The sequence below is a fragment of the Afipia sp. P52-10 genome, assembly GCF_000516555.1.
Lineage (GTDB): Bacteria > Pseudomonadota > Alphaproteobacteria > Rhizobiales > Xanthobacteraceae > P52-10.
Genome location: NZ_AZSJ01000003.1, coordinates 1,308,687 through 1,323,508 on the forward strand (window position 1 = coordinate 1,308,687; position 14,822 = coordinate 1,323,508).

Annotated in this window: 17 protein-coding genes; 10 read left to right on the forward strand and 7 right to left on the reverse strand. The window is 63.4% G+C overall.

The genetic code is table 11. The annotated features are described in order from the left end of the window. Window positions 1–76: 76 nt before the first annotated feature. Window positions 77–664: an HdeD family acid-resistance protein gene (locus X566_RS07510; RefSeq protein WP_034464899.1), complete on the forward strand. Its 588-nt coding sequence runs from the start codon at window positions 77–79 to the stop codon at window positions 662–664. Here X566_RS07510 and X566_RS07515 read toward each other — a convergent pair. After that, window positions 661–1,674 carry a methyltransferase gene (locus X566_RS07515; RefSeq protein ID WP_051443940.1) on the reverse strand — a complete coding sequence of 338 codons (1,014 nt, stop codon included), beginning with the start codon at window positions 1,672–1,674 and terminating at the stop codon, window positions 661–663. The two genes, X566_RS07510 and X566_RS07515, sit on opposite strands and share 4 nt — an antisense overlap. Window positions 1,675–1,871: 197 nt before the next feature. Between X566_RS07515 and X566_RS07520 the strand changes: the two genes are divergently transcribed. Both X566_RS07520 and X566_RS07525 read left to right on the forward strand, forming a co-directional pair. After that, window positions 1,872–2,150 carry a porin gene (locus X566_RS07520; protein WP_034464900.1) on the forward strand — a complete coding sequence of 93 codons (279 nt, stop codon included), beginning with the start codon at window positions 1,872–1,874 and terminating at the stop codon, window positions 2,148–2,150. 187 nt (window positions 2,151–2,337) lie between these two features. Continuing rightward, window positions 2,338–3,321, forward strand: a complete 984-nt coding sequence (locus tag X566_RS07525) for a tripartite tricarboxylate transporter substrate binding protein (RefSeq protein ID WP_051443942.1) — start codon at window positions 2,338–2,340, stop codon at window positions 3,319–3,321. A gap of 127 nt (window positions 3,322–3,448) precedes the next feature. On the opposite strand, the gene htpX is transcribed toward X566_RS07525, so the two are convergent. Beyond that, on the reverse strand, window positions 3,449–4,378 hold the full coding sequence (gene htpX / locus X566_RS07530) for a zinc metalloprotease HtpX (protein WP_034464902.1): 930 nt from the start codon (window positions 4,376–4,378) through the stop codon (window positions 3,449–3,451). 234 nt (window positions 4,379–4,612) lie between these two features. Here htpX and X566_RS07535 point away from each other — a divergent pair, with 234 nt between their 5' ends. The 5 genes from X566_RS07535 to X566_RS07555 all read left to right on the forward strand — a co-directional run bounded on the left by X566_RS07535 (window position 4,613) and on the right by X566_RS07555 (window position 8,813). After that, window positions 4,613–5,470: an alpha/beta hydrolase gene (locus X566_RS07535; protein ID WP_034464903.1), complete on the forward strand. Its 858-nt coding sequence runs from the start codon at window positions 4,613–4,615 to the stop codon at window positions 5,468–5,470. A gap of 157 nt (window positions 5,471–5,627) precedes the next feature. After that, window positions 5,628–6,395, forward strand: a complete 768-nt coding sequence (locus X566_RS07540; protein WP_034468176.1) for an alpha/beta fold hydrolase — start codon at window positions 5,628–5,630, stop codon at window positions 6,393–6,395. 105 nt (window positions 6,396–6,500) lie between these two features. Further along, window positions 6,501–7,703 (forward strand): bifunctional transcriptional activator/DNA repair enzyme AdaA, encoded by a 1,203-nt coding sequence (locus tag X566_RS25495; RefSeq protein WP_051443943.1) that lies wholly within the window; start codon window positions 6,501–6,503, stop codon window positions 7,701–7,703. A gap of 10 nt (window positions 7,704–7,713) precedes the next feature. Next, on the forward strand, window positions 7,714–8,283 hold the full coding sequence (locus X566_RS07550; RefSeq protein WP_051443944.1) for a methylated-DNA--[protein]-cysteine S-methyltransferase: 570 nt from the start codon (window positions 7,714–7,716) through the stop codon (window positions 8,281–8,283). Window positions 8,284–8,480: 197 nt separating this feature from the next. Beyond that, window positions 8,481–8,813 carry a hypothetical protein gene (locus tag X566_RS07555; protein ID WP_034464906.1) on the forward strand — a complete coding sequence of 111 codons (333 nt, stop codon included), beginning with the start codon at window positions 8,481–8,483 and terminating at the stop codon, window positions 8,811–8,813. A 95-nt stretch (window positions 8,814–8,908) separates the two neighbouring features. On the opposite strand, the gene X566_RS07560 is transcribed toward X566_RS07555, so the two are convergent. Beyond that, window positions 8,909–9,652, reverse strand: a complete 744-nt coding sequence (locus X566_RS07560) for an enoyl-CoA hydratase/isomerase family protein (protein ID WP_034464909.1) — start codon at window positions 9,650–9,652, stop codon at window positions 8,909–8,911. A 210-nt stretch (window positions 9,653–9,862) separates the two neighbouring features. On the opposite strand from X566_RS07560, the gene X566_RS07565 reads away from it, so the two are divergent. Then, window positions 9,863–10,537: a dienelactone hydrolase family protein gene (locus X566_RS07565; protein WP_034464912.1), complete on the forward strand. Its 675-nt coding sequence runs from the start codon at window positions 9,863–9,865 to the stop codon at window positions 10,535–10,537. 59 nt (window positions 10,538–10,596) lie between these two features. On the opposite strand, the gene X566_RS07570 is transcribed toward X566_RS07565, so the two are convergent. The 4 genes from X566_RS07570 to X566_RS07585 all read right to left on the reverse strand — a co-directional run bounded on the left by X566_RS07570 (window position 10,597) and on the right by X566_RS07585 (window position 13,968). Further along, window positions 10,597–11,595, reverse strand: coding sequence for a tripartite tricarboxylate transporter substrate binding protein (locus tag X566_RS07570; protein WP_051443945.1), 999 nt, complete (start codon window positions 11,593–11,595; stop codon window positions 10,597–10,599). A gap of 345 nt (window positions 11,596–11,940) precedes the next feature. Then, the gene (locus X566_RS07575) at window positions 11,941–12,756 is read right to left on the reverse strand and encodes a polysaccharide biosynthesis/export family protein (protein WP_034464914.1); all 816 of its coding nucleotides are present in this window, start codon (window positions 12,754–12,756) and stop codon (window positions 11,941–11,943) included. An 87-nt stretch (window positions 12,757–12,843) separates the two neighbouring features. Then, entirely contained in the window at window positions 12,844–13,503 is a 660-nt protein-coding gene (msrA, locus tag X566_RS07580) for a peptide-methionine (S)-S-oxide reductase MsrA (RefSeq protein WP_034464917.1), read from the reverse strand. Window positions 13,504–13,650: 147 nt separating this feature from the next. After that, window positions 13,651–13,968: a hypothetical protein gene (locus X566_RS07585; protein WP_034464919.1), complete on the reverse strand. Its 318-nt coding sequence runs from the start codon at window positions 13,966–13,968 to the stop codon at window positions 13,651–13,653. 307 nt (window positions 13,969–14,275) lie between these two features. On the opposite strand from X566_RS07585, the gene rpsT reads away from it, so the two are divergent. Next, on the forward strand, window positions 14,276–14,542 hold the full coding sequence (rpsT, locus tag X566_RS07590; protein ID WP_034464921.1) for a 30S ribosomal protein S20: 267 nt from the start codon (window positions 14,276–14,278) through the stop codon (window positions 14,540–14,542). Window positions 14,543–14,822: the final 280 nt, after the last annotated feature.

The window sequence follows — 14,822 nt, forward strand, 5'->3', positions numbered from 1 at the left end:
CGTGCCGCACTGTTCGCTTGCCTCGTGGCGGAACGAGGATTACGCTCCCAACAGCCATTGCAACGGAGCAGCCGCCATGACCAGCGCGCCTGACACGTCGATCGCTCCTCCCGCCAGCACTGACCTGACGCCCCTGCGCAGCAAATGGGGCTGGATCGTCGCACTCGGCATCGTCTACGCGATCGCTGGCTTGATCGCGCTGGGAAGCGTCGCGACGGCAACACTCGCCAGCGTATTCGTCGTCGGCATCATGATGATCGTTGCCGGCGTCGCTGAGGTGTTCAACGCTTTCCAGATCAAAACCTGGGGTCGATTCCTGCTTTGGGTTCTGATCGGGCTTCTCTACATCGTCGGCGGCTTCGTCACGTTTCAGAACCCGATCCTCGCCGCCGTACTGTTGACGCTGATCCTAGGCGCGACGCTGGTCGCTTCCGGCGTGATGCGGATCGTGCTCGCGTTCAGCGTCAAGGGCGAAGCCGCGTGGGGATGGATTCTGCTGTCCGGCATTATCACACTGCTGCTGGGTGTGCTGATCCTGTTGCGATGGCCGATCTCCAGCATCTACATCCTTGGCATGTTTCTCGGCATCGATCTGATCTTCGCCGGCGCCGGCTGGATTGGATTGGGGCTCGGCCTGCGGCGACAGCAACCGAAGACAGCCTAGACCGACACGCACTCCAACGCGACGATGTCGATCGGGGTGGGGAACGCGCGCCGGAGCTTTAGGCCCGCGGCAGCGAACAACTGCGCGAACTCGGCCTGCGTCCGCTCGCGACCACCGGCCGTCAATGCAAGCATGTTCATATCCATGAAGCGAGCAAAGTGCGATCCGCCATGTTCGGGTACAACGTGCTCGATCACCAGCACGCGTCCGTCAGCGGCCATCGCCCGCGCACAGTTCTGCAGAATACGGATGCACTCGGCATCCGGCCAATCATGCAGCACGAATTTGAGCGCGTAGAGATCGCCGTCCGACGGCACAGCCTCGAAGAAGTCACCACCGACCATCCGACACCGATCGGCAACGCCTGCCTGGTCCAGCAGCGAACCGGCGCTGACGATGACCTCCGGCAGATCGAACAGCGTGCCGCGAAGCGACGCATTGGCCCGCAATACGCCTGCGACCAGGGCACCGCGCCCACCGCCGACATCGACGAACGCGCGAACGTCAGCGAAGCTGATGGCTGAAAGGATGGCTTCGACCGAAGTCGCGGTCTGATCGGCCATGAAGCGGTTGAATGTGGCCGCAGCGCCTGGATCGCTCTTGACGACATCGAACAGCGTCCTGCCCGAAGCCGCCTGCAACGCCGACCGTCCGGTCCGCACGCTGTCGAGAAAGCCGCTCCAGGCAGTCCAGTTCAGCGCGCTGCCGACAAAGCTCGCGCGCGGCCGCAGCGATCCGGGGATGTCGGCCTTCAGCCATTGCGAGCGCTCGTTGAGGGCGAACACGTCCCCCTCGTGTTGCTCGAAGACACCTTCGCTCGCCAGAAAGCGCATCACCCGCCGCAAGACGCTCAAGTCGGCTCCGCTCGCCTGAGCCAATTCGGCGACGCTACGCGGTCCCGCCGACAGAAGGTCGGCGACACCAAGCTCGGCTATGGCTGACGTGGCCGCCGATACCGAGAACCCGCAAATCAGTTGCCGCATTTCGGAGAAGCCGGCCATGCGCTGCATCGTCCCGCTCCATTCAATGCCAGGATGGATACAGCCTATCATAGGATCGGATATGGTATCGACGCGCCCGCAGCGCCGACCGCATCTGGCGAACCTCATTGCCGACACGATGTCGGATAGACTCGCAACGAACAGCCAAGACGGGTGGCTAGACAAGACGGACCATGAGACGAGCCGGATCGCTCACAGGACATGCGATGACATTCACCTTAACCCCAAGCCGACGTACCGGCCTGTTGCTATCCCTCGCCGCCATGCTGATCCCGCCCGCAGCGGCGCAAGCGCAGCAGACCAAGGAGCGCGCCGTACGCAAACCGGTAGAAACACGTACCGCGCGGCCCGCCGAGCGACCGAGCGGCATGAAGCCATGTCCTGAATATGGCGCCGGTTTCTACAAGCTCGAAGGCTCCGATACCTGCGTACGGATCGGCGGCGGCATCGGCATCGATGTCGGCGGCGCGAGCACCTGGCGCTAAACCGCACGGCCGTTTCACCCTAACCAACCTCTTCACCTGCATTGGCCCATTCGGGCGTCGGGCTTGCTCTCGCCGCGCGAACCATCCAGTGTGATATCGCGTTCTGCTTAGCGGGCCATCGTTCCGCACAACAGAACAAAGAAGCGCTGCCGGAGAACAGCGCCTGTGAGAGAGGATCTTCATCGCCATGACCATGACACCAGGCCGGATCACCGCGTTGGCAATCGCAGTGACCTTGAGCTGCGGCGCCCCCGCAGCCCTGGCGCAAAGCAATTATCCGAACCGGCCGATCCGCATCGTCATTCCTTATGCGCCTGGCAGCGTCACCGATGTCTTCGCCCGCATCGTCGGCGACAAGATGGCTCCGGCTCTGAACGGCACCATCGTCGTCGAATCCAAATCCGGCGCCAACGGCACCATCGCCGCCGAGGAAGTGGCCCGCGCCGACCCCGACGGCTATACGTGGCTCTTGGCCACCACCTTCTTTACCGCGAGCCCCGGCCTCTATCCCAATCTGCGTTGGGATCCGGTGAAGGACTTCGCCGCTGTCGGCCAAATCTGCAAGGCACCGAACTTCTTCGTCGTGCCGGTCTCAATGAAAGCCAACACGGTGGCCGAATTCGTCAAACTGGCGAAGGAGAAACCCGGAACGCTGAATTACGCCCATCCGGGCAAGGGCTCGACCACGCATCTCGGCTTCGAACTATTCAAGCGCCTCGCCGGCATCGAGGTGACCGGCATCGGCTATCGCGGCTTCCCGCAGATGGTGCCCGACATCGCCAACGGACTGATCAATTCGACCTTCCTGTCGGCGAACCAGACGCTGGCTCAGGTGCAGTCCGGCGCGATCCGCATCATCGGCGCGATCAACGACGGTGGCCGTTCGAAATACTTCCCCGACGCGCCGACGCTGGCCGAACAGGGCTTCAGCGAAGCCCAGGTGATGCCCTGGTTCGGCATCGTGCTGCCGGCAAAGACGCCGCAGCCGATCGTCGAAAAGATCAGCAAGGCACTCGATACGGCGCTTGCGAACGACGACGTGCAAAAGAAGCTTGATACCGCCGGCTGCGAACCGAAGCCCGCACCCATGAAAGAGTTCGAGGCGATCATCGCCAAGGACGTCGGGCTCTGGACCAAGGTGATCAAGGACGCCAACATCACCGCAGAATGAGCGGCAGCGTCATTCGGCAAAACGACGAAGGGCCGGCGATCGCCGGCCCTTCTTGTTTCAAAAACGATCCGAATACGTCACCTGATCCTCATTGGTGAGGCTCGAAACCTCACGACATACGCGGCAGTCAGCCCCAAGGGCCACGCCGTGTGCCAGCACCCCACGGACCGCCCGGAGGGGCGGACGTCGGCGCAGCCGGTGCGAAGCCACCGCGGCCGCCAAACTGCGTTGCGAGCTGCTGCAGCGCGGCGATGCGGTTCTCCGTCGATGGATGGGTCGCGAACAGGTTGTCCATGCCCTGCCCCGACAGCGGGTTGATGATGAACATGTGCGCGGTGGCCGGATTGCGCTCAGCCTCGGGGTTCGGAATCTGGTGCGCGGCATTGGAGATCTTCGCCAGCGCGGAGGCCAGCCACATCGGCTGACCGCAGATGCGCGCGCCCATGTCATCGGCGGCATATTCGCGCGTCCGGCTGATCGCCATCTGCACCAGCATCGCCGCCATCGGCGCGAGGATCATCATCGCCAGCGAGCCGATCAGGCCCGGTCCGTTGTTGTTGTTGCCGCGGAAGAACATACCGAACTGCGCCAGCATCGAGATCGCACCGGCGATGGTCGCGGTGATGGTCATCAGCAGCGTGTCGTGATGCTTGATGTGCGCGAGTTCATGCGCGACCACACCGGCAAGTTCTTCGCGGCTGAGGTGATTCATCAAACCAGTCGTCACCGCGACCGCGGCATTCTGCGGATTGCGGCCGGTCGCGAACGCGTTCGGCTGATCCTCATGCATGATGAAGACGCGCGGCATCGGCAGCTCGGCGTTCCGCGCCAGCTCCGCCACCATCTGCACCAGCTCCGGCGCGGAGCGCGCGTCGACCTCCTGGGCGCCGTGCATCGACAGCACCATGCGGTCCGAATTCCAGTACGCGAAAAGGTTCATGCCGGCTGCGAGGACAAGCGCGACCGTCGCGCCGCCCGCACCGCCGATCAGATAGCCAACACCCATGAACAGGCCCGTCAGGCCGGCCAGCAGGATGGCAGTCCGAAAATAACTCATTGTCCTCCTCCTCAGGTGCAGACCGATGTCCGCACCGTCCTACTAGCTAATTGTTCCGATTGTGGTTCCTCAAGGGACGAACCGATGCGGCGCGGCGTCGCGCCAGTATTCTAGGAATGCAGCAAGAGCCGGTCGCTCGCGCATTTGCACGGCTTCGGATCGCGACCGGCGTTTGTTAAGGAAGTTTAATTCAGCGCAGTCAGACGCTGAGGCGCAACAAAGGGGAGACAGCACATGCGCCTGGATGTTTCGTTCGATGCCGATGGCGTCACACTGCGCGGCTGGCTGTTCGTTCCCGACGACCTGAAAGAGCCACGCGCGGCGATCATCGTCAGCCACGGCTTCTCCGCCATCAAGGAACAGGACCTGCACGCCAAACCGTTCGCCGATGCGGGGTTCGTGGTGTTGCTGTACGACCATCGCAATCTTGGCTCCAGCGACGGCGAGCCGCGCCAGGAGATCGACCCCTGGCGGCAGATCCTCGACATGCGGCACGCCATCAGCTTCATGCGCAGCCGCAAGGAAGTGGATCCGGAGAAGATCGGCCTGTGGGGCACGAGCTATTCCGGTGGCCATGTGCTGGTCGTGGCGGCAATGGACCGACGGGTGAAGTGCGTGGTCGCGCAGGCCTTCACTGTCGATGGCTATGTGGCGTTGCGCCGGCGGCTCGGCGACGAAGGCTATGCCGAGATGCGGCGCAAGATCGACGCCGATTACGAAGCCCGGTTCCGTGGCGAGCCGCCTCAGTATGTCGCCGTGACCGAACCAGGCACGGTCAGCTACGAGCATCTGCACCAGGGAGACGCCGGCAAGCTCTATCCGAACAAGGTGACGTTGCGTAGCCGCGACCTGCACATGGGCTACGTACCTGGCGCGTTCGTTTCGCGCATCGCACCGACGCCGCTGCTGATGATCGTGCCGGACAACGACACCACAACGCCAACCGACCTGCAACTCAAGGCGTTCGCTGAAGCCGGCGAACCGAAGAAGCTGGTCGTCATCAAGAACAGCGAGCATTACGGCGTCTATCGCGAACATTTCGAACAGACTTATCGAGCCGCCGTCGACTGGTTCAATCAGCATCTGGCCTGACATAACTCACCTCCCCCGATCTGGACCGATGCATGGGCGGCACCGCTGCATTGCTGGCAGACCGGCTCGCAACGCCTCAGCGGTTTTCTCCGTCACGGAAGCCGCTAAGATCGACGTCCTCAAAACGACAGAACAAACCGAACTGGGAGCGAACACGATGCCCAAGCTGAACCGCGACGGGGTCAACATCTACTACGAGGTACATGGTTCCGGCCCCGCGCTTTTGTTGACGCACGGCTACTCTGCTACGGCGCAGATGTGGCAGGGTCAGATCGAACCGCTGTCGAAGAAGCACACGTTGATCCTATGGGACATGCGCGGGCATGGTCAGAGCGACTACCCGGCGGACCAATCCGCCTACAGTGAGGCGCACACGGTCGCCGACATGGCGGCCCTGCTGGATCAGGTCGGCGCAAAGAAAGCCATCGTCGGCGGCCTCTCGCTCGGGGGCTACATGTCGCTCGCCTTCTACAACAAGCATCCCGAACGCGTTCGCTCGCTGCTGATCATCGACACCGGCCCAGGGTTCAAGAAGGACGAGGCGCGCGAAGCCTGGAACCAGAACGCACGCTCGCGAGCCGACTCGCTGGAGAAGGACGGCCTTGCGACCTTGAAAAGCGGCAGCGCCGAGCGCGCCTACGCCGTCCACCGCGACGCGATCGGCCTTGCCAAGGCCGCGCGCGGCATGCTGACCCAGCGCAATGCCGATGTGATCAACAAGCTTGGCGATATCAAGGTGCCGTCCCTCGTCGTGGTCGGCTCCAAGGATACGCCGTTCATCGCAGCCTCCGATTACATGGCAGCGAAGATTCCCGGCGCCCAGAAGGTCGTAATCGACGATGCCGGCCACGCCTCCAACATCGATCAGCCGCAGGCGTTCAACGCGGCGATCGTCTCCTATGTGGAGAAACTGCCGGCGGCCTGAACTGGCCACCAAACCCAAGACAGGATGCCGGCGGCCTAGTTGCCAACATCCTGTCATGTCCGAAAGCGGCGAGATTCCACGTCGGATGTCTGGCAGAATGGCGTCATGATCCTGGACCACGATGCCTGCTACCGCGCCATCTCCGCCAGGGATGCCCGGTTTGACGGACGGCTCTATACCGGCGTGAAGACCACCGGCATCTATTGCCGGCCGATCTGTCCCGCACGCACGCCGAAACGGGAGAACGTTGTCTTCTTCGCGACGGCAGCGGCTGCGCAGGAGGCCGGGTTCCGCTCATGCCTGCGCTGCCGCCCCGAATGCTCGCCCGATCTCGCAATCTGGCGCGGCACATCCAACACCGTGACGCGCGGCCTCGCCCTGATCGCCGACGGCGCTCTCGATGGCGAACACGCCGGCGTCGAGCAACTGGCGATGCGGCTTGGCATCGGCGAGCGGCAGTTGCGGCGGCTGTTTCAGCAGCACATCGGCGCGTCGCCCATCACCGTGGCGCAGACCCGGCGCGTGCTGTTTGCCAAGCAGCTTCTGGCGGAAACGCCGATGCCGCTGGCGCAAGTGGCGTTGGCCTCCGGATTCGGCAGCGTGCGGCGCTTCAACACCGTATTTCAGAAGCTGTACGGCAAGCCGCCCGGCGCATTCCGGCATGCGCGGACACAGAGTGCCGCCGGCGAGGATATGACCTCGACCATCACCCTGACTTTGCCGTTCGCCCCGCCTTACGACTGGGGCGGAATGCTCGCGTCGCTTGCTGCGCGCTGCGCTGGCGGCGAGATCGTTGATCATGACGGCTGGCGCCGCGATATCCAACTCGACGGAGCGACCGGGACGATCCAGGTGCATCTGGCCCGCCAGCAGCCGAATGCATTGCAGGCGATCATCCGCTTCCCGATCGTCACCGCGCTGCCCGGCATCGTGCAGCGCATTCGCCGGGTATTCGACCTCGCCGCCGATCCAATCGCCATCGGCCAGCAACTGTCCGAGGACGCTCTGCTTGCGCCGCTGGTGCAGCGGCGGCCCGGCCTGCGCATCGCGGGACGCTGGGATGAAGACGCCGCCAGCGATGCATCGAGCACCGACGGCGCGGCTCCCCACGATGCATTCGATCCGGCGAGCGGGCGGTTGCGTGCCGCGATCAGCCGCCTGACCGGCACCGGCATGATGTCGTCGCAAGCGTTGGCGCGCCACGCCGAGCATTGGCGTCCGTGGCGCGCCTATGCGGCTGCCCACCTGCTGGCCGGCGCGCATGATCCGCTGGGCGAGGCCGGCGGCCCGGCCGATGTCGCTGCATAGAACCCACGCTATGCGCGCCACCGCCGAGACCACCATCACCCTTCTGATCGATCGTATCCGCACGCCGATCGGCACGATGCTGCTTGTCGCCGACGAGGACGGCTCCCTTTGCGCCGCCGACTTCCACGATTACGAGCCGCGCATGCTGCGCCTGTTGCGGCAGCACTATGCAGCGGAGGGCGGCCGCACGCTGCGCAAGGCGCCCGTCGCCGCCATCATCCGCGACCATGTCGATGCTTATTTCAACGGCGACCTCGCTGCTCTCACACGCATCAAGGTGAAGACCGGCGGCACCGACTTCCAACGCCGTGTCTGGACGGCGCTCCGCGAGATCACGCCGGGCCGCACGGAAACCTACGCGACACTGGCTCAACGGATCGGCCGGCCGGCTGCCGTGCGCGCCGTCGGCGCAGCCAACGGCGCGAATCCGGTCAGCATCGTCGTGCCGTGTCATCGCCTGATCGGCGCCGACGGCGGCCTGACCGGCTATGGCGGCGGCATCGAACGCAAACACTGGCTGCTGACCCATGAAGGCGCGGCTTTCAAGGGATCATCCATCCGCGGCCCGCTCCGTCCTTAGGCACCGGAACGACGGCCACGCCATGCGGATGCTCCAGCGCGAGCGAGGCATCGCCGTCGCTTCCCGCCAGGCGTCAAAGCAGACGAAATTCTGCACCGCCTGAATCGCTGCCCTCCATCGTCTCGCCGCTTTCGGACGCCACCGGTTTTGTCTACTGTCCGCGCAAACGTTCTGCGCACGTCCAAAGGATCGGTCCGATGAAGGCGAGAGAGCTTTTCGCAACGCTTATCGTGCTTGCGGCGGTTGCGCCAGCGACGACAGCAACGGCCGAGCCCTGGCACCGCGGTCCGTTCACCGACCGTCTGTCCAACAATCGGCCGCTCGCTTTTGGCATGAACATTGCGGAAGCCTCAGCGGCGCTCGGCGTGCCTCTCACCTACATCCGCGGCAAGCCGGGCAACGAGCTTCTGGCCGCCGAGCGGCCCAGTGCCGTCAATTTTGCGGTCGATGCGAAACTGTTCCTGCAATTCCGCCACGGCCGCCTGACCGGATGGAAAGGCGACTGGGAGCGGAATTGGATGTGGAAATGAAAGAGCCTGATCCGAGGGATCGGATCAGGCCGATAGCGTCGGAACGTCGATAAGGTCTTCGCCAGATTGGAAGGCGTCTTACCGGGAATAGCCGCTTACCAAGAATTGTATTTGGGCTTCCGCTTCTCCTTCACGGCAGCGATCGCCTCGGCGGCATCCGGATCTTCCTTCACCGCCACCAGCGAACGCTGGGCGCGACCGGACTGCTCCGACGGACCTTGCGCCAGCACCGTCTCGGTGACGAAGCGCTTCAGCGTCTTCAGCACCAGCGGCGACATCTCGGTCATCTCGCGCGCCATCGCCAACGCCGTCGGCACCTGCTGGCCGACCGGCACGACCTGATTGATCAGACCGACATTGTAGGCGCGCTGCGCATCGAACATGCGGCACAGGAGCACCATCTCCATCGCCAGCTTGTGCGGAATGCGCGCGGCAAGACCGGCAATCAAGCCGCCCGTGAAGCCCATCTTCGCTTCCGGATAGGAGAACTTGCCGTTCTCCGCCGAGACCGTCAGATCGCACATCATCGACAGCACCAGCGCCCCGCCGACGCACCAGCCACCGACGGCAGAGATGATCGGCTTCTCGGTCTTGAACCCCACGGTCGGAATGCAGCGCCACAGTTCCGGGAAATTTCCGGTGTCGGCTCCGCCCGAGAACGCATCGTTGCCGGCGCCGGTAATGACCGCGCATTTCTGGGTGTGCGAGGCCTCGAACTCCTGGAACGCTTTCTGCAGCAGCAGCGCGGTTTCCGCGCAGATCGCGTTGCGCTTCTCCGGGCGGTTGATGGTGATCAGCGTTGTGCCGTCGGCATTGTTCTCGACCAGAACCTTCTGCATTTGCTTTTTTCCTTGTTCCTTGGGTTTGAAGCGTGAACCGTTGCCTTTTCAGCCGCTCCAGCGGGATGAAATGCTCTTCAAAAAACCTTCTAGTGGCCTATGCTAGGGCTGTACAGGTTCATGAAAGCTGGATCGGCCATTCCGGCGAAGCAGCTTTCGCTATCCCGCTCTCGCAGGCCCCCCGGTCTGAACAATCAAAAAGGATATCGCATGGGACAGGATGTAACGCTCACGGCCTCGGACGGCTTCAAGCTCGGTGCCTATCGCGCTGACCCGAAGGGTACGCCGAAAGGCGCCGTCGTGGTGATCCAGGAGATTTTCGGGGTCAATCATCATATCCGCGCCGTGACCGACCGCTTCGCCGATGAGGGTTATGTCGCCATTGCCCCGGCGATTTTCGATCGCATGTCGCCCAACTTCCAGACCGGCTACACCCCCGACGAGATCGCCGCTGCGCGCAAGATGGTCGGCGGCGCCGATTTCGCCGCGATGCTGCGCGACACCCAGGCCGCGATCGACGCGGTCAAGAGCGCGGGCGGCGTCGGCATCGTCGGCTTCTGCCTCGGCGGTTCGATGGCTTTCCTCGCTGCCACGCAACTGAACGGCTTGAAGGCCGCGGTCGGCTACTATGGCGGCCGCATCGCCCAGGACGCCGACAAGAAGCCGCAGGTGCCGCTGATGCTGCATTTTGGCGAGAAGGACGCCGGCATCCCGCTGACCGACGTCGAAACCATCCGCAAGAAGCAGCCGCAGGCGGAGATCTTCGTCTACGAGGGCGCGCAGCACGGTTTCCACTGCGACGAGCGCGCCAGCTACGACAAGAAGAGCGCCGACCTCGCCTGGCCGCGCACGCTGGATTTCTTTGCCAAGCACCTCAGGGCATAAATCACCTCAAGGCGTAACCGCCTTGAGGTGATGCCGATGCGATACGCGCGAGGCCGGGCTTACTGCTCGGCCTTCACGCCTGCCGTATCGGAGACGACCTTCCAGCGCTCGAAGTCCTTGCGCAGAACGGCTGCGAACGCTTCAGGCTCGTTGCCGACGGGGTCAAGACCGACGCCCTTCAGCCGCTCCGCCCCGTCCGGCGACTTGATGATCCGGGCGAGTTCGTCCGACAATTTCTTGACGATATCCTTCGGCGTCCCGGCCGGCACGAACACGCCGACCCAGCCCTCCGCTTCGAACCCCGGATAGCCAAGCTCCGCCAGCGTCGGCACCTCCGGCAGAGCATCCTTGCGCCGCTCCCCGCCTACGGCGAGCGCACGGAGCTTGTTCGCACGCAGTTGCGGACCGCCGGTGGTCAGATCGATGAAGCCGCCATTCACCTGCCCGCCGATCAGGTCATTGGCGAGCGGGGCCGCGCCCCGGTACGGCACATGGGTCATCTCGATGCCCGCGACCTTCTTCAGCAGTTCGCCGTAAAGATGCGATGTGGTGGCATTGCCGAACGAGCCGTAGGGAAAGCCTTTCGGGCTCGCCTTCACCGCGGCGATGAACTCCTTCATCGATTTCTCGGGACGCTGCTCGGGCACCACGAAGACGATTGGCGAGATCGCCACCTGTGTCACCGGCGCGAGATCCTTGAATGGATCGTACGGCAGGCTGATGCCCAGCGTCGGCGCCTGAATGACATGGGTGATGCCAACCAGCACCGTATAGCCATCCGCCGGTGCCTTAGCCGCGTAGTCGTTGCCGACGATGCCGCCGCCGCCCGACTTGTTCTCCACGACCACGGTCTGCTTCCAGGACTCCTGAAGCTTGGTGGCCAGCAGCCGGGCGGCCACGTCGGTCGCACCGCCTGCGGGATAAGGCACGACGAAAGTAATCCGGCGATCCGGATAGGTCTGCGCCGCAGCCCCCGACGCCATCACGGCGCCGAGCCCCACCAGCGCAACCGCGGACGCGATTCGCGCCGCGCTCCGGGCCGAAAACAGAACACGCATCAATCATTCCCTCCTTGCTGCAGCCTAAGTCCGGCTGTCGTTCGCAATCTTACATGATTGAACGAGGGACTCTTGGGATTTTCGCGAACCCTGTCGTTTTCAGGAGGGGCATTTGGCCGCGAGGCGTTGCGCGACCAAGGCAACCACCAGCTGACGCGGACAGGATCCACTACGCGGAAACACCCGCGTGCGCGACGCGCAAAAGTCGGATGCACATGTCGGAGAATGCTCGGGCACGCTTGTTGCTGCTTACGCACGAGCGTTGGATCGCATCCGCAGACGCGTCATTTCGCAAGGCTGCGGCATCCGCTTCGCCGACGCGGCCTCGCCGGTCGCGCGCGAACCTCAGAACCAGCGCTCGCCGACGACGATGGTGTCGCCTGGCTGCAGCGGCATGTTCGGCGGAGCGACGATCCGGCCTGGCCCCATCATCGGATCGGTCCGGGTGATCTCCACCGTACCGCGCTTGGCGCGCGGCGTGAACCCGCCGGCGATGGCGACGGCGCTTTCTGCCGTCATGTTCGGCACGTACGGATACTGACCGGGTGCGGCCACCTCGCCAAGAATGAAGAACGGACGATAGGCCTCAATCTCCACTGCGACATACGGCTCGCGGATGAAGCCGTTCTGCAGGCGGGAGGTGATGGCGCGCGCAAGCTGAGCCGGCGTCGCACCGCGCGCCGGCACCGTTCCGATCAGCGGCATGGTAATCGCACCGGCTGCATCGACGGAATAGGAGTTGCTCAATCCTTCCTGACCGTAGACGACGATGCGCAACCGGTCGCCTGCATCGAGATGATAGGCCGGATCGTGCAACGGGATGGCAGCAGGCATGACGGCCGGCATCGGTGCAGCGCGTCTGCTACGACGGTCGATCCCGAGACTGTTCAGCAAGCCGGGCCGCGTTGGCGCGACCGCCTGCGCCATGACGACCGGCGGCGGCGACGCAGCGACCGGGCCGGCTGCTGCAGCAACGCGAGGTCCAGTGACCGGCGGGGTCCGGCCATAGGCGGCCGGGCTATAAGCCATCGCATCAAGGCTGGATGCTGCCTTGGGTTGCGGCACGGCGGCCACCGGCCCGCGGCGCTGCATGCACCCTGACAATGCCAGAGCCGCCAAACCAGCGACCAGTGACCCTCGAAGAACGCGCGACGCTTGCACCGGACTCAAATCCCCAAAAGAGACAGGTCCGATTAGCGCTGGTTATGGTTAAGAAAGCGTTTGAACCGCAGCCTTATGGTTAAAAAATCATGCGGCGGTCACACCCACCCCGATCGGGCAGGACACGCCGGTCCCGCCGAGGCCGCAATAGCCCGCCGGATTCTTGGCGAGGTATTGCTGGTGATAGTCTTCGGCAAAATAGAACGGGCCCACGGGAGCAATCTCCGTGGTGATCACGCCATAGCCCTTGGCCGCAAGCGCCTTGCCAAAGGCGACCTTCGACTCATTCGCCGCCTTCTGCTGGGCTTCGCCGAACGTATAAATCGCAGAACGGTACTGAGTGCCGATGTCGTTACCCTGGCGCATGCCTTGGGTGGGATCGTGATTTTCCCAAAACGTCTTCAAGAGTTGCTCGTAGGAAATCTGCGCCGGGTCGAACACGACCAGCACGACTTCCGTATGCCCGGTCTGGCCCGAACAGACCTCTTCATAGGTCGGGTTCGGCGTGAAGCCGCCGGCATAGCCAACGGCGGTGGTGAAGACGCCATCGCCGAGCTCCCAAAACTTGCGCTCGGCACCCCAGAAGCACCCCATCGCGAACACCGCCTGCTGCAGGCCTTGCGGAAACGGCGGCTGCAACGGATGGCCGTTGACGAAGTGACGCTTGGCGGTCGGGATTGGCGTCGGACGCCCAGGCAGCGCCTCAGCAGCCGTCGGCATTTCCAGGGACTTGCGCGTGAACCACATCGGTCGCCTCCTTGCGTGGTTGCCGCCGGAGTCACTGCCGGCCCATCAGGGGGACGGGAAGCACTCTACGGCACATCTCATCTGACGCCACACTATATAATGGCTGTGGCCGTCGATGGGAGCGGGCGATCAAATCCGGGGCCTGGATCAATCGCGCGCGTAGCCGATCAGCTTCTTCTTCGGCCGGAAGAGCACCATCAGCAGGATCCCCAACACGCCGAGCACCGCCCAAGCCGGCTGATCCAGCAGGAAGTTGCTGATGGCATGCCAAAGCCATGGGGCATTGGTTTCGACCGCACCCCGCAACGCCTGCTGACTCGTCTGATGGATATCGTTCCAGAATTCGCCGAGGCGGGTCAGGCGAAGGGTCTGATCGGCGATCGAGCGCTGGCCGTCATAGATCAGGAAAACGAAGCCTGCCGCCAGCAGCAACAGGCCGATAAATCGGAATAGACCCCGGATCATGCTCCCACCCAGATTGGCCGCCCGGCCCGGAAATAGCCGCCGACCGTCGTAAATTCAACCGGAACAGCCGGTTTCCGAGGCCAATGGGGTCCGTTTGCCGCAAAACCAAGGGCTTCCGGCGTTGACGATATCCGGGCAGCCGCTTATAAGGCGCGGGAATGGCGGTGGGCGCGATCCCGCCGCCGATGTTCTTTCAGAGCAGCTTGAACACCCGGTTTTGAGCACCAGGCCCTAACAACACCCGGCGTCACACGAGCGCAGACGGCAACTGTCAGCGCAGAGGCGCGGTCCGAAGGATAGCGAGAGAATGGCGAATACCACTTCCGCCCGCAAGGCGACCCGCAAGATTGCCCGGCGCACCGCCATCAACAAGGCGCGCCGCACGCGCATGCGTAACTCGGTGCGCGCAGTCGAAGAGGCAGTCAACAACGGCGACCGCGAGGCGGCCCTCAAGGCGATGGCGATCGCCGAGCCCGAGCTGATGCGGGCTGCGCAGAAGAACATCGTCCATCGCAACAACGCGAGCCGGAAGGTGTCTCGTCTGACGCATCAGATCAGCAAGCTCGCGAAGTAATTCGCCGCGCTGCGATACATCTGTTTTCGAAAGCCCGGCTTCGCCGGGCTTTTTGTTTTATGATGCCTTTTGTTTTTTATCATTCAAAACAGCAACGACGAACGCGGCGTGTCTCATTGCGATGCACGACAACAATGCAGTTGCTGTTGCACGATCCACCATATGCCTCGCTCACACGCATGCACATACCGCTTCGTGAATCCTCTTGCATCTGCATCTTCATCGGCAAGGTTGGATGAAATGATTGCTCACAAAAATATGCGAACTGAGAACCACTTAG

Bases quoted from the DNA above. Each gene is read 5' to 3' on its own strand.
- htpX (WP_034464902.1), bottom strand. From the start codon at position 4,378: ATGAGTTATTTTCGGACTGCCATCCTGCTGGCCGGCCTGACGGGCCTG.
- X566_RS07560 (WP_034464909.1), bottom strand. From the start codon at position 9,652: ATGCAGAAGGTTCTGGTCGAGAACAATGCCGACGGCACAACGCTGATC.
- X566_RS07510 (WP_034464899.1), top strand. From the start codon at position 77: ATGACCAGCGCGCCTGACACGTCGATCGCTCCTCCCGCCAGCACTGAC.
- msrA (WP_034464917.1), bottom strand. From the start codon at position 13,503: ATGTGGTTCACGCGCAAGTCCCTGGAAATGCCGACGGCTGCTGAGGCG.
- X566_RS07585 (WP_034464919.1), bottom strand. From the start codon at position 13,968: ATGATCCGGGGTCTATTCCGATTTATCGGCCTGTTGCTGCTGGCGGCA.
- X566_RS07540 (WP_034468176.1), top strand. From the start codon at position 5,628: ATGCCCAAGCTGAACCGCGACGGGGTCAACATCTACTACGAGGTACAT.
- X566_RS07550 (WP_051443944.1), top strand. From the start codon at position 7,714: ATGCGCGCCACCGCCGAGACCACCATCACCCTTCTGATCGATCGTATC.
- X566_RS25495 (WP_051443943.1), top strand. From the start codon at position 6,501: ATGATCCTGGACCACGATGCCTGCTACCGCGCCATCTCCGCCAGGGAT.
- X566_RS07520 (WP_034464900.1), top strand. From the start codon at position 1,872: ATGACATTCACCTTAACCCCAAGCCGACGTACCGGCCTGTTGCTATCC.
- X566_RS07570 (WP_051443945.1), bottom strand. From the start codon at position 11,595: ATGCGTGTTCTGTTTTCGGCCCGGAGCGCGGCGCGAATCGCGTCCGCG.
- X566_RS07555 (WP_034464906.1), top strand. From the start codon at position 8,481: ATGAAGGCGAGAGAGCTTTTCGCAACGCTTATCGTGCTTGCGGCGGTT.
- X566_RS07525 (WP_051443942.1), top strand. From the start codon at position 2,338: ATGACCATGACACCAGGCCGGATCACCGCGTTGGCAATCGCAGTGACC.
- X566_RS07565 (WP_034464912.1), top strand. From the start codon at position 9,863: ATGGGACAGGATGTAACGCTCACGGCCTCGGACGGCTTCAAGCTCGGT.
- X566_RS07535 (WP_034464903.1), top strand. From the start codon at position 4,613: ATGCGCCTGGATGTTTCGTTCGATGCCGATGGCGTCACACTGCGCGGC.
- rpsT (WP_034464921.1), top strand. From the start codon at position 14,276: ATGGCGAATACCACTTCCGCCCGCAAGGCGACCCGCAAGATTGCCCGG.
- X566_RS07515 (WP_051443940.1), bottom strand. From the start codon at position 1,674: ATGCAGCGCATGGCCGGCTTCTCCGAAATGCGGCAACTGATTTGCGGG.